13 protein-coding genes are annotated in these 14,177 nt (G+C 45.8%); 1 reads left to right on the top strand and 12 read right to left on the bottom strand.

Translation table 11 applies throughout. The features are described 5' to 3' along the window. From A136_RS14820 to rlmD, 12 genes are all read right to left on the bottom strand, one after another. The coding region (locus A136_RS14820) for a LysM peptidoglycan-binding domain-containing protein (protein WP_017063220.1) at window positions 1-355 on the bottom strand (355 nt) is incomplete at its 3' end. Window positions 356-389: 34 nt separating this feature from the next. After that, window positions 390-1,016, bottom strand: coding sequence for a protein-L-isoaspartate(D-aspartate) O-methyltransferase (locus A136_RS14815; RefSeq protein ID WP_017059029.1), 627 nt, complete (start codon window positions 1,014-1,016; stop codon window positions 390-392). Then, window positions 1,017-1,760 carry a 5'/3'-nucleotidase SurE gene (surE, locus tag A136_RS14810; protein ID WP_017063219.1) on the bottom strand — a complete coding sequence of 248 codons (744 nt, stop codon included), beginning with the start codon at window positions 1,758-1,760 and terminating at the stop codon, window positions 1,017-1,019. A gap of 81 nt (window positions 1,761-1,841) precedes the next feature. Further along, window positions 1,842-2,888 (bottom strand): tRNA pseudouridine(13) synthase TruD, encoded by a 1,047-nt coding sequence (gene truD / locus A136_RS14805; protein ID WP_017063218.1) that lies wholly within the window; start codon window positions 2,886-2,888, stop codon window positions 1,842-1,844. A 22-nt stretch (window positions 2,889-2,910) separates the two neighbouring features. After that, window positions 2,911-3,390 carry a 2-C-methyl-D-erythritol 2,4-cyclodiphosphate synthase gene (gene ispF / locus A136_RS14800; RefSeq protein ID WP_017063217.1) on the bottom strand — a complete coding sequence of 160 codons (480 nt, stop codon included), beginning with the start codon at window positions 3,388-3,390 and terminating at the stop codon, window positions 2,911-2,913. 2 nt (window positions 3,391-3,392) lie between these two features. Then, complete coding sequence (gene ispD, locus A136_RS14795; protein ID WP_017063216.1) at window positions 3,393-4,094, bottom strand: 2-C-methyl-D-erythritol 4-phosphate cytidylyltransferase; 702 nt, start codon at window positions 4,092-4,094, stop codon at window positions 3,393-3,395. Next, a complete protein-coding gene (gene ftsB / locus A136_RS14790; protein WP_010435786.1) occupies window positions 4,094-4,375 on the bottom strand; it encodes a cell division protein FtsB in 282 nt (93 codons plus the stop codon). The genes ispD and ftsB overlap by 1 nt, the downstream gene beginning before the upstream one ends. A gap of 401 nt (window positions 4,376-4,776) precedes the next feature. Then, window positions 4,777-6,075 carry a phosphopyruvate hydratase gene (eno, locus tag A136_RS14785; RefSeq protein WP_017063215.1) on the bottom strand — a complete coding sequence of 433 codons (1,299 nt, stop codon included), beginning with the start codon at window positions 6,073-6,075 and terminating at the stop codon, window positions 4,777-4,779. A gap of 81 nt (window positions 6,076-6,156) precedes the next feature. Then, on the bottom strand, window positions 6,157-7,797 hold the full coding sequence (locus A136_RS14780; RefSeq protein WP_017063214.1) for a CTP synthase: 1,641 nt from the start codon (window positions 7,795-7,797) through the stop codon (window positions 6,157-6,159). Window positions 7,798-7,947: 150 nt separating this feature from the next. Continuing rightward, window positions 7,948-8,745: a nucleoside triphosphate pyrophosphohydrolase gene (mazG, locus tag A136_RS14775; RefSeq protein WP_017063213.1), complete on the bottom strand. Its 798-nt coding sequence runs from the start codon at window positions 8,743-8,745 to the stop codon at window positions 7,948-7,950. Window positions 8,746-8,953: 208 nt separating this feature from the next. Continuing rightward, window positions 8,954-11,176 (bottom strand): GTP diphosphokinase, encoded by a 2,223-nt coding sequence (gene relA / locus A136_RS14770; protein WP_017063212.1) that lies wholly within the window; start codon window positions 11,174-11,176, stop codon window positions 8,954-8,956. A 135-nt stretch (window positions 11,177-11,311) separates the two neighbouring features. Then, a complete protein-coding gene (gene rlmD / locus A136_RS14765) occupies window positions 11,312-12,631 on the bottom strand; it encodes a 23S rRNA (uracil(1939)-C(5))-methyltransferase RlmD (RefSeq protein WP_017063211.1) in 1,320 nt (439 codons plus the stop codon). A 165-nt stretch (window positions 12,632-12,796) separates the two neighbouring features. Between rlmD and A136_RS14760 the strand changes: the two genes are divergently transcribed. After that, window positions 12,797-14,177: HAMP domain-containing histidine kinase (locus A136_RS14760; protein WP_017063210.1), on the top strand; the 1,381-nt coding region annotated here is incomplete at its 3' end.

Here is a 14,177-nt window from a genome sequence, read left to right as displayed (position 1 = left end):
TTGTGGATGCGGCGACAGGCGCAGCAACTGCTGCTGCCGCTACCGTTGACTTACCATACGCTGGCGCGTTGTAGCTAGGACGCCATAACTTAAGCTTCTGCCCTGGGTGGATAGTGTAAGGAGCAGACAACTTGTTATAACCGATGAGGTCTTTAACGTCTTTATTGGTGACATAAGCAATGAAGTAAAGGGTGTCGCCTTTTTTAACTTCATAGTAACTGCCACGATAACTACCACGATCAATCGATGAGTAATTCTTGTTTAGGTTTGAAACGGGCGCAGGCGAATTCGCTGCACACCCAACAAGGGCACAGCTAAGCAGTAAAGTACTTCCTTTTAACAACTTCGAACGCATCGACTCTCTATCCACCTACACCATTAGTCTTTTATTAAGCTAGCTCACCAGGAACAAGAGGTACAAATCTCACCATCTCGATAACACTCGATAAAAACTCATCGCCGTGTCGAACGATCTTCAATAGTTGCTGTTCGTCATCACCGACTGGAATCAGTAAACGACCGCCATCTTTCAGCTGTTGCAGAAGCGCTTGAGGAATCGACTCTGCAGCGGCGGTGACAATAATCGCATCAAAAGGGGCTTTTGAAGACCAACCTTGCCAACCATCACCGTGCTTAGTTGAGATATTGTAGAAATCGAGTTGCTTCAACCTACGCTTGGCATCCCATTGTAGCGACTTTATTCTTTCAACCGAATAGACATGATCAACAAGTTGAGCCAATACCGCAGTTTGGTAACCAGAACCCGTTCCGATCTCCAAGACACGGCTATCTTGTTGTAATTCAAGTAGCTCTGTCATTTTAGCAACAATGTATGGCTGTGAGATTGTCTGACCCTGACCGATAGGCAGCGCATTATTATCATAGGCTTGGTGATACATCGCCTGTGATAAAAAGCTCTCTCTCGGCAGTTGGTAAATCGCATCAAGAACCTTTTGATCCTGAATACCATTTTCAATCAGGAAAGTAATTAAACGCTCAGCTTGCGGATTACTCACTTACTTCTCCCCTAACCATGTTGCCATCGCACCCAACGACTCATGCGCCGTCAGATCAACCTGCAACGGTGTTACCGACACAAAGCCATGCTCAATCGCGTAAAAATCGGTACCTTCACCGGCATCTTGCTCTTTACCCGGAGGGCCAAGCCAATAGATATCGTGACCACGCGGGTCTTTTTGCTTGATCATATCTTCAGCGTGATGACGAGCACCTAAGCGCGTCACCTGAGTACCAGACAATTGTTCTAAGGCTAAATCAGGAACGTTTACGTTCAACAAGCGGTTGGTCGGGATTGGGTTTGCTAAATGTTGTTCGACAATACGACGAGCAATCGCTGCCGCTGTCTTAAAATGTTTTTTTCCCACCAGAGAAAACGCTACCGATTGAACGCCTAGAAAATGCCCTTCCATTGCTGCAGCCACCGTGCCGGAATAAAGCACGTCATCACCCAGGTTAGCACCGTGATTAATGCCCGTTAATACCAGATCAGGCATGCCATTCTTTAGCAGTTCGTTTAACGCAAAATGCACACAGTCGGTCGGTGTTCCTTGTACCGAATAGGTATTTTCAGTAATCTCTTGAACACGCAGAGGCTGTTCTAAAGTTAATGAATTTGACGCACCCGAGCGATTACGGTCAGGGGCAACAATGATAACGTCAGCAAGATCACGTAGCTCATTTGCCAGCTCATGAATACCTTGAGCGTGCACACCATCATCATTGCTGAGTAAAATCTTCATCTTGTATCCTTTCTTTTGTTCCCATGCTAAGCCAAGTCACTTAAATTCCAATATCAAGTGACTCAGCTCCAAGCAGAATCGTTATTGCTCGTAGGTTCTCTCTACGTGTACTTCTTCAACCAACTCTCGAACGATAGCGGTTGCGAAACAACCTGCGTCTAGAGAGAACTTAAGAGTGACATTATCTTCGTTCACTTCCCAAGTTAAATCGGTTGGTTTTAACGATGCTTCACGACGGTCATGGCGCATGCGGTTACCGCGAATCAGCGCCATTAGGTCAGGTTCAGAATCAAGATGTTTTTGCTCTAACGCTTGAGACTCATCAGTCGTTGGCAAAGTATTATCGCCAGCCAAAGCAACAGTAACCCATGCAGCGCCATTCGCGATGTCTTGGTTTACTGCTTCGATATTGTCCGCAGTTACCGCTAGTTGAGCGCCGTCTTTCATGACAATATCGCCAACCAATGCCGATGCAAACGCATCTTGCTCAATACGGTCTGAAAGGATCAGGTTGTAAATCCACGAGCGAGCCGCAGAAAGGTACAAGCTGCGCTTATTCTGGTTACGAGTACGAACGTTATCACGGCCCCAACGACGAGCTTCAGATAAGTTGTTACCTTCATTACCAAAACGCTGAGCACCGAAGTAATTTGGCACACCGACTTGAGCGATTTTTTCCAAACGTTTTACGACATCATCACAGTCTGTTACTTCAGACAAAGTCAGCTCGAATTGGTTGCCAACTAAATCACCCGGACGTAACTTTTTGTTGTGTCTTGCTGTCGCCAAGATCTCAATGCTTGGGTACTGTGCTAAGAACCCTGAAAAGTCAGGCTCACCTTTTGGTAGGTGTACACTCAACCACTGCTCTGTCACAGCGTGGCGGTCTTTCAAACCCGCCCAGCTCACGTCTTTCGACTTAACACCGCAAGCTTTAGCCAGCTCATTGGCCACGAAGCTCGTGTTCTCACCCGTTTTACGGATGCGAACCATGAGATGCTCGCCTTCGCCGGTAAATTCAAAACCCAAGTCTTCATTAACGACAAAGTGTTCGGCTTTTGCTTTTAGTTTTGCTTTCGCAGTTGGTTTACCGTTTAGATAAGCCAATGAAGATAAAATATCTGACATGCTGTTCTTTTCGTGTTGGTGCTTACGCACTTTTGGTAATTAGGACCACCGCTTCACATGCGATGCCCTCTTTGCGACCTGTAAAACCTAAACGCTCTGTGGTCGTCGCTTTTACATTCACATTACTGATGCTGGTTTCTAAGTTTTGTGCAATAGCTTGGCACATAGAGTCTATATGAGGCGCCATTTTTGGTGCTTGCGCCATGATAGTAATATCGGCATTACCAATCACGTAGCCTTGCTCTTTTACTCGACGATAAACATCTTTCAGTAGCTCACGGCTATCCGCACCTTTCCATTCGTCATCGGTATCAGGGAAATGACGACCAATATCACCCGCAGCAATCGCACCCAATAGAGCGTCACACAACGCATGAAGGGCAACATCACCGTCTGAGTGTGCAATAAGACCTTGCTCGTAAGGGATGCTTACACCACCAATAATTACCGGGCCTTCACCACCAAACTTATGTACATCAAAGCCATGGCCAATACGAATCATCATTATTCCTTATTCTGACTTAAATAGAACTCAGCAAGCGCTAAATCTTCAGGCTGAGTAATCTTAAAATTATCTGAACGCCCCGCCACTAAAGCGGGCGATAAACCTTTCCATTCAAAGGCTGAGGCTTCATCAGTAATTGAAGCGCCTTGTTGCAACGCCTCACTTAATGTATTCCAGAGAGGTTCTGCTCTAAACATTTGCGGCGTCAGTGCGTGCCATAGATCAGCTCGTTCAACGGTATGCTCAATCTGCCCTTGGGCACCTCGCTTCATCGTGTCACGAACGGGCGCGGCCAAAATAGCCCCGACATCGTGGTTCATCGCGCCTGAAATCAACTTATCGATGTCACCCAACTGGACACAAGGTCTTGCAGCATCGTGCACCATTACCCACTCACCGAGCTGTTGCTCTGCAATGTAATCTAAAGCAGAGAGTACGGAGTCCGCTCTTTCGCTTCCACCCGACACTCTGATCACTTGTGGGTTCTGATTTAGAGCAAGCTCTGGGTAGTATGGGTCATCATCGCTGATCGCAACGACAATTTGAGCGACTTGTGGGTGAGACAGTAATTTCTCAATGGTGTGCTCTAAAATTGTTTTGCCGTGAATCTTGAGATATTGCTTAGGGCGGTCTGCCTTCATTCGGCTACCGACGCCCGCCGCAGGTACAACGGCAATCACGCTTTGAAGTTGAGTCGACATTAATGGGATTCCTCACCAATGATGCGATAAAACGTTTCACCTTCTTTGACCATTCCAAGTTCATGACGTGCGCGTTCTTCTATCGCGTCTAAGCCTTGGCGTAGATCGTCAATTTCAGCAAACATTTCTGCATTTCGAATATGCAGCTTTTCATTTACTTGCTGTTGAACTTGGATTTCGTTGTTCACACCGTAGTAATCAGAGATACCATTTTTACCGAGCCACAGTGTGTGTTGTAGCCAGCCAAACACTATGAGCAGTACTAAAGCAAAAATTCGCATAACACCTTTCGCCGGTTGAAAAAGAAGGAACTAGAATAAGGCACATATATACCATAATGAGCTTATTGGTGCGAGATATGTGGTGTCAGGGAATCAATAAGTCGGGGAGTCATTGTCAGGAAAACAATGAGATTCCCTACTCCTTCCTTCGTCAGTCTAGGGAATGACGAACTTTATATGTGACAAGGAGGAGCTTTAGAGCCTAGAGCTTCTTTCATTCAGTTTTCTACAGACAAAAAAATGCCCCGCATAAGCGAGGCATTCAAAAGTATTAGTGCATAATTCTAACTAGTTGGTGCTGTAGCAAGGCAACAAAGAAGATTCAGCTATGGAGCATAGTTTCCTATGTGACTTAGTGAATCTTCTGCAGTTAACGCAGCTACAGTGCCAAATAGGACGAATTATTGACCTTTAACTTCTTTAAGACCGTTGTAAGGAGCTTTAGAACCTAGAGCTTCTTCGATACGGATAAGTTGGTTGTACTTAGCAACACGGTCAGAACGGCTCATAGAACCAGTTTTGATTTGACCTGCAGCTGTACCTACCGCTAGATCAGCGATAGTTGCATCTTCAGTTTCGCCAGAACGGTGAGAGATTACTGCAGTGTAGCCAGCGTCTTTAGCCATCTTGATAGCAGCTAGAGTCTCTGTTAGAGAACCGATTTGGTTGAACTTGATAAGGATAGAGTTAGCTACGCCTTTCTCGATACCTTCAGCAAGAATCTTAGTGTTTGTAACGAACAGATCGTCACCAACGATTTGAAGTTTGTTGCCTAGAAGTTCAGTTTGGTGCTTGAAGCCATCCCAATCTGACTCGTCAAGACCGTCTTCAATAGAAACGATTGGGAAGTTGTTCGCTAGCTCAGCTAGGTAGTGGTTGAACTCTTCAGAAGTGAAAGTTTTACCTTCGCCCTTCATGTTGTAGATACCAGCTTCTTTGTCGAAGAACTCAGATGCTGCACAATCCATAGCAAGAGTAACGTCTTTACCTAGTTCGTAACCAGCAGCTGCAACAGCTTCTGCGATAACTTCTAGAGCTTCAGCGTTAGACTTAAGGTTAGGAGCGAAACCACCTTCATCACCAACTGCAGTGCTGTAGCCTTTAGACTTAAGAACTTTAGCTAGGTTGTGGAATACTTCAGCGCCGATACGTAGACCTTCTTTAAGAGTTTTAGCGCCAACTGGTTGGATCATGAACTCTTGGATGTCAACGTTGTTATCTGCGTGCTCACCACCGTTGATGATGTTCATCATTGGTAGAGGCATAGAGAACTGACCAGCAGTACCGTTTAGCTCAGCGATGTGCTCGTATAGAGGCATGCCTTTCGCAGCAGCAGCAGCTTTTGCGTTAGCTAGAGATACAGCTAGGATAGCGTTCGCGCCGAACTTAGACTTGTTATCAGTACCGTCTAGGTCAAGCATGATTTGGTCAACGTCAGCTTGTGCTTTAGCGTCAGTACCAACTAGAGCTTCAGCGATTGGGCCGTTTACAGCTTCAATAGCTTTAAGAACACCTTTACCTAGGAAACGTGATTTGTCGCCGTCACGTAGCTCAAGAGCTTCGCGAGAACCAGTAGATGCGCCAGATGGAGCAGCAGCCATACCTACGAAACCGCCTTCTAGGTGTACTTCAGCTTCTACAGTTGGGTTACCACGTGAATCGATGATTTCACGACCTAGAACTTTAACGATCTTAGACATTGAATGTTTCCTTCTCGTTGAATATATAAATGTCAAATTTAAAGGTAGCAGCACAACTTACGCAGCTACCTGTATTCCTTTTTACTTCTCTAACTCGCCGCGCTGGAACTCACCAGCCGCTTTAACGAAACCTGCAAACAATGGGTGACCATCGCGAGGTGTTGAAGTGAACTCTGGGTGGAATTGAGCAGCAACGAACCATGGGTGGTTCGGGTTCTCAATAACTTCAACCAGTTTCTTGTCCGCAGATAGACCCGATACTTTTAGGCCCGCTTTTTCGATTTGTGGACGAAGATTGTTGTTCACTTCGTAACGGTGACGGTGACGTTCATGGATCGTCGCGCTACCGTATAATTCGTAAGCTTTCGTCCCTTTCGCTAGGTGACAAAGCTGTGAACCAAGACGCATTGTGCCGCCAAGGTCAGATGTTTCTGTACGCTCTTCAACTTTACCTTCGCCATCAGTCCACTCAGTGATAAGACCAACAACTGGGTACTTAGTTTCAGTACAGAATTCAGAAGAGTGTGCCCCTTCCATTTTCGCAACGTTACGAGCGTACTCGATAAGTGCGACTTGCATACCTAGACAGATACCTAAGTACGGTACTTTGTTTTCACGAGCGTATTGAGCAGCAAGAATCTTACCTTCAACACCACGGTCACCAAAGCCACCAGGAACTAGGATTGCATCTAGGCCTTCTAAAACTTCTACGCCACGAGACTCAACGTCTTGTGAATCTACGTATTTAATATTAACGCTTAGGCGATTTTTCAAGCCCGCGTGTTTTAGCGCTTCATTTACTGATTTGTATGCGTCTGGTAGTTCAATGTACTTACCAACCATACCAATCGTCACTTCACCCGTTGGGTTAGCTTCTTCGTAAATTACTTGTTCCCATTCAGACAGGTCTGCTTCTGGAGCTGTGATGCCGAAACGCTTACATACAAGTTCATCAGTGCCTTGAGCTTTAATAAGTTGAGGGATCTTGTAGATAGAGTCAACATCGCGCATAGAAATAACTGCATTTTCTTGCACATTACAGAACAGAGCAATTTTCTTACGCTCGTTCGAAGGAATGTTGCGGTCTGAACGACAAACTAGGATGTCAGGCTGAATACCAATAGACAGTAGCTCTTTTACAGAGTGTTGCGTTGGCTTAGTTTTCACTTCGCCTGCAGCTGCTAGGTATGGCACTAGAGTAAGGTGCATGAACATTGCGCGTTCACGGCCTAGTTCTACTGCTAGCTGACGAATCGCTTCCATGAATGGTAGAGATTCGATATCACCAACCGTACCACCAACTTCAACGATCGCAATATCGTGGCCAGCTGCGCCAGAAATTACACGCTCTTTGATAGAGTTAGTGATGTGTGGGATAACCTGAATAGTTGCACCTAGGTAATCACCGCGACGCTCTTTAGCGAGTACGTCTGAGTAAACACGACCTGCAGTGAAGTTGTTACGCTTAGTCATCTTGGTGCGAATGAATCGCTCATAGTGACCAAGGTCAAGGTCTGTTTCAGCGCCATCTTCCGTAACGAACACTTCACCGTGCTGAGTCGGGCTCATAGTGCCTGGATCAACGTTGATGTAAGGGTCAAGCTTCATCATAGTCACTTTAAGACCACGAGCTTCTAAAATAGCCGCAAGAGATGCTGCAGCAATACCTTTACCTAGAGAGGATACAACCCCGCCAGTAACAAAAATGTAATTTGTCGTCATGTTTAACCTGAAATTGGTTGAATGAGGGAAATGGACTACTTCTGGACGGGATGAAAATATACCAGAAGCCCCTTATCGCCACAACGTGAAATCTATCACACTGCTATTTTTTATTTTTTGCTTCAAATCAATTCATGATAAAAGCTTTGGTTATCTTTTCTCCGCCACTTTGACTTCACCCCACATGGAATCAAGCTGTTGTAGTGAAAAATCGGTCAAATTTTTACCTTGCTGACGAACTTTTTGTTCCACCCCTTTAAAGCGACGCGAAAACTTGAGATTGGCTTTATTGAGTGCCGATTCTGGGTTTTTACCTAAATGTCGTACCAAGTTAACGGTCGCGAACAGTAAATCCCCCAGCTCTTCTTCAACCAATTCTTCGTTTGGCGTCACTTGAAGTGCTTCTTCTAGCACCTCGTCCACTTCCTCTAATACCTTATTGGCGACTGGGCCAATTGAGTCCCAATCAAAGCCATATTTCGCGACCTGCTTTTGAATTTTTGTAGCACGCGAAAGTGCAGGTAGAGAGTTTGGTATTGAGTCTAGAATACTTTCTTGAGTTTTGCCTGCTTGTGCTTTTTCTTTGGCTTTTTCCGCTTCCCAATTGGCATTGATTTCTTCATCACTGGCAAACTCAGTATCAGAGAACACATGCGGGTGACGGCGTGTTAGCTTTTCGTTAATGCCATCAACCACATCAGAGAACTCAAACAACCCCTGTTCTTTCGCTAACTGGCTATAGAAGATCACCTGAAACAACAAGTCACCCAACTCTTCTTGTAGGTTCGGCCAATCTTTGTTGTGAATCGCATCCACCACTTCGTACGTCTCTTCGATAGTATGCGGGACAATTGTTTCAAAATTTTGTTTTAAATCCCAAGGACAGCCACCTTCTGGATCGCGCAGCTTAGTCATAATTTGTTCTAGTTGTTCAATCGGGTGGCTCATGGTGCTTTCCTATTATTCTGTTTGATTGTTTTAATCTAATTCTTTTCTTAAAACTAAAAAAGGTGAGCAGCCAAAACCACTCACCTTTCTATTTTTCGTCATCTCCAAGAGTGAAGTATGAGCGAGTTGGGGATCTCAAACCGCTTGGCGAGATTCCCTATCACGTTCGTCCCTCACTGTAGGGAATGACATAAATGACACAAAAGGATCATCCAAGTCTCTTAACGCTCATTACATCTTTGATCTGCTCGACTCGACTTGTCACTCGGCTCAGAATCTCAATATTGGTCACTTCCAAATCGAAATCCATTACCGATAGCTGACGCTTGTAGTCGATGCGGCTCTTCATTGTCGTCACACTGATCTTCTCGTTCGAGAACAGTGAGGTGATGTCTTTCAACAAGCCATTACGTTCTAGCGCTTCAACACGCAGCGTTAGGATGTATGAGCCGACAAAGCCATTACCCCAAACGGTATCAATGATACGTTCTGGCGCATGCACGCTTAGCTCGCCTAGCTGTTCACAGTCAGCGCGGTGCACTGAGATACCACGACCTTGAGTGATGTAACCTTTAATCACATCACCTGGGATTGGCTGACAGCAACGCGCTAGGTGCGTCATTAGGTTATCAACGCCCTCAACCACTACCGCATCTTTCTTCGGACGACTCTGTTGTGCCGGCTTGTTTTCCGACTCAAGCAGTTTCTCTAGCGCTTTCTTGTCTTCTTCTTCCGCCGTTGGCTTATTCACTAGCGCATTGATGTGATTAACCACTTGGTTAATACGCAAGTCGCCACTACCAATACCTGCATAGAGTTCGTCTGGCGTATTCACGTTAAAGCGTTTTAGCGCGTATTGATCAGCATCTTTTAGGGTTGCGCCTACTTTCGCTAGCTCAACTTCCAGGATATCACGACCCGCTTCTAGGTTTTTCTCACGGCTTTGTGCGCGGAACCAAGCGTTGATTTTCGCTCGAGCTCGACCAGAATGAACAAAACCTGTGGTTGGATTTAACCAGTCACGAGATGGGTTCGGCTCTTTCTGCGTGATGATCTCAACTTGATCGCCCATCGATAGTTTATGAGTGAACGGTACGATACGCCCCGCTACTTTGGCACCGATACAGCGGTGTCCGACCATCGAGTGGATGTGGTAGGCGAAATCCAACGGGGTTGCGCCCATTGGTAAGTCGACCACGTCACCACGTGGAGTAAATGCGTATACACGGTCATCGAAGACTTGGCTGCGTACCTCATCCAGCATCTCGCCAGAGTCCGACATCTCTTCTTGCCAGTCGATAAGTTTACGCAACCAAGTGATTTTCTCATCGTAGCCACTACGGCCGCTTGAAGCTCCTTCTTTGTACTTCCAGTGCGCCGCCACACCAAGCTCAGAGTCTTCGTGCATTTGCTTAGTACGGATCTGAATCTCAATGGTCTTGCCTTCAGGGCCAAGTACTACGGTATGAATCGACTGGTAACCATTTGGCTTAGGGTTCGCCACATAATCATCAAATTCGCTCGGGAGGTGCTTGTATTTAGTGTGTACCACCCCAAGGCCGGCGTAACAGTCTTGCAGCTGGTCAGCGATAATACGTACTGCTCGTACGTCAAAAAGCTCATCGAAGGCTAAGCCTTTCTTCTGCATTTTGCGCCAGATACTGTAGATGTGTTTTGGTCGGCCACTCACTTCAGCATTGATGTTTGAACGCTGCATTTCTGCGGTTAAATCATCAACGAAATCTGTGATGTATTGTTCACGTACGATACGACGTTCAGACAGCTGTTTCGCAATCTGCTTGTAGGTATCTGGTTGTTGGTAGCGGAATGCGTAATCTTCGATTTCCCACTTAAGTTGGCCGATACCTAAACGGTTAGCCAGTGGTGCATAGATGTTAGAACATTCTTTTGCTGCCGCACGACGCACAGCATCAGGTGCCTTTTTCACCTCAATAAGGTTACAGATTCGCTCCGCTAGCTTGATGACTACGCAACGGAAGTCATCAACCATTGCTAATAGCATGCGACGAACGTTATCGACTTGACCCGAGGCTGCACTGCCTTCAAGGGTCACGTTTAGCTGGCCCAAGGCCGCCATTTCTTCAACGCCGTCAATCAGCTTAACGATTTCTTTGCCGTAGCTTTCTTCGAAGGCTTCGCGTTCAAAAACGCCACTTGATACCACTGGGAAGAGTTGTGCTGCGACTAATGTTGCACGATCCATCGACAGCGTGACCAAGATTTCAATCATCTCGCGTCCACGCCATAGCAAGAGTGATGCTTGCTCGTGATCTTTTAATAGCTCTTCACAGTGACGATAAACTTTGTTCAGTTTATTCGAGGTTTTTGCGTCTTGCTTTAATGACGCAATCCAACTTTCTAGCTCAAACTGTTCGCTTGGGTTTAAATGTGCGCTTCGTACCGCAACCATCGTGCCTTCCTAGTTATTCTGTTTTATACCCAATTCAATATGACTAACTGGTTCCAAGTTAGTTCGACCATATTGATATCAGCGCAGGTGTCCCTGCGCCTTTGTCATTCATTTTTAAGCCTTATTTACGGGCCTTTAAGCCTTGATAAAGAGAGCCATCGATTCTAAATGGCTAGTGTGTGGGAACATATCCAACATACCAAGTTTGGCTAATTGGTAGCCTTGCTTTTCTAAGCTCTCTGAATCTCTAGCTAGAGTAGCAGGATTACACGAAACATAAACCACACGCTTCGCTCCTAACGCTGAAATTTGATCAACGATCCCACTCGCTCCCGCACGTGCCGGGTCAAGCAATATTTTATCGAATTTCTCTTTTGCCCAAGGCTGTGAAGATAAGTCTTCTTCAAGGTTAGCTTGGTAAAATTCCGTATTGCTTAACTGGTTTAACGCTGCATTAGATGTGGCTTGCTGAACCATTTCATCAACGCCTTCTACGCCAACCACAAACGCCGATTGTTGCGCGATAGGCAAACTGAAATTCCCTAAGCCGCAAAACAGGTCGAGCACTCGCTCATCCGCTTGAGGTTCTAGCCACTCAATCGCTTGAGCCACCATCTGCTGATTCACTTTCTGGTTTACTTGGATAAAGTGGTTTGGCTCAAACGGTAACGTCACGCCAGTTTCGCTGTAGCTAGGCGCATCACCGACCAGACGGACCAACTTATCGGTTTCAGGCATCGAGTACAGCGTAGCGCCTTCTTCTTTTGCTAACGCAATCAGCGCTTGCTCATCTTTTTCAACCAAAGGCTTAAGGTGACGTAGAACCATAACAGGGCCAGTATCGCCCAACACCAATTCAACGTGTCCTAAAGACGTAAGGCTGTTGAAAGTGTTCAGTAAATTTTTCAGTTTTGGCAGCAACACATTAAGGCGAGGATCAAGCACGGCACAGTCGGTGATGTTTTCAATCTGCTTACTCTGCTTCTTACGGAAACCGAATTGAAGCTGTTGTGTCTTCTTATCAACAAATAGGCTGATACGTGCGCGACGTCGATAACCGGTTTCATCACCGACAATAGGTTGTGCAACTTCAGTGTTCGCCGTTTGGTATTGGCTCATCAGGTGCGTCAGAGATTGCGATTTATGCTCAACCTGAGAAGAGTAACCTAGGTGTTGAAGGTGACAGCCACCACACTGATTAAAGTGCTTACAAAACGGCTTTAAACGCTGCTCGCTCGGCTTCAATAACTTGATGAGTTTAGCTCGCGAAAACTTACTTTTGCTCTCAGTAAGTTGAATAACCACCTGCTCACCGGGCAATGCGCCATCAATGAAAACCGGTTTATTCTTTTGATAAGCGATGCCAGCGCCATTGTGATCCATTCGTTCAACCAAAACCGATTGATGCTTGGTCTCGAGTTGAGTTTTCTTTTTTGGTTGGAAAAAACGTGCCATTGCTTGTGCCTAATGTATCTTTTAATAAGTAATTGGTATCCAGGACTCACTATTATGTCTTGGAATCATTGTCGAACGTCACGGCTTTGATTAAGCTTACCGTTCACTTAACCGCCATTGTGTGCGTTATTTTCCCATATCCAGACCTCGATGTAATTAAAGAACATGACCAGATATGGCTTAAGAGCCCGTGTAATTACCTTAACTCTAGCTCCAACCCTGATTATTGGGTTGCTATTGAGTGCATTTTTCTCATTTAACCGCTATCAAGACCTTGAAGGTCAAGTGGTTAACACTGGTACTAGCATCATTGAGCCACTTGCGATTGCGAGTGAATCAGGCATGAAGCTCGAAAGTCGAGAGTCTGTTCGTCAGCTTATTAGCTATGCGCATCGAAAGAATTCTAAGCTAGTGCGCAGTATCGCGGTGTTTGATGAGCGTCATGAGTTGTTTGTAACCTCAAACTTCCACCCCGATTTTGAAAGCCTGACCTACCCCAAAGATAAACCGATCCCGCATTTAAGCTCATCGAACCTTCTCGATAATACGCTGATCCTGCGGACACCTATCATCGCCGAAGGCCAGTACATCAATTCAGCCAACGGTCAGTCTCAAGCTAATCAAGCGATCGGCTACATTGCGATTGAATTAGATCTTTCATCACTTCGATTGCAGCAATATCAAGAAGTGTTCTCTGCATTCTTAGTGTTGATTCTCGGGCTTGGTTTATCGGGTGTGTTTGCGTTCCGCTTAATGCACGATGTCACTCAACCGATCACACACATGAAAAACATGGTCGACCGAATTCGTCGAGGTCACCTAGATGTGCGTATCGAAGGTAAGATGCATGGTGAGCTAGACTCGCTGAAAAACGGTATCAATGCGATGGCGGTATCGCTATCAGAGTATCACGTCGAGATGCAGCACAGTATCGACCAGGCCACATCAGATTTGCGTGAAACTCTTGAACAGCTTGAGATTCAAAACGTTGAGTTAGACATCGCGAAGAAACGCGCTCAAGAAGCGGCTCGTGTTAAGTCTGAGTTCTTAGCGAATATGTCTCACGAATTGAGAACGCCGCTGAACGGTGTGATTGGCTTTACTCGTCAAATGCTCAAGACTCACCTATCGAACAGTCAAACCGATTACCTACAAACCATTGAACGCTCGGCAAACAACCTGCTTAGCATCATCAACGATATCTTGGACTTCTCGAAACTTGAAGCCGGTAAATTAGCCCTAGAGAACATCCCATTTGAATTCCAAGCCAGCCTTGAAGAGGTAGTAAACCTTCAAGCAACCAACGCTCATGAGAAAGGCCTAGAACTGACACTGAAGATCGACCCTAAAGTACCGCCAGGTGTGGTGGGCGATCCACTGCGTATTCAGCAGATCCTAACCAACCTTGTTGGTAACTCAATCAAGTTTACCGAACGCGGCAACATTGATATCAGCGTTGAGCTTCGCTCACAAAGTGAAGACAACATCGAGCTGCAATTCATGGTTCGCGATACGGGTATTGGTATTTCTGAGCGTCAACAAGCTC

The organism is Vibrio crassostreae 9ZC13 (assembly GCF_000272045.2).
Lineage (GTDB): Bacteria > Pseudomonadota > Gammaproteobacteria > Enterobacterales > Vibrionaceae > Vibrio > Vibrio crassostreae_C.
The sequence above is the reverse complement of the archived record's forward strand: the minus strand, read 5'-3'. Positions and strand labels throughout refer to the sequence as shown.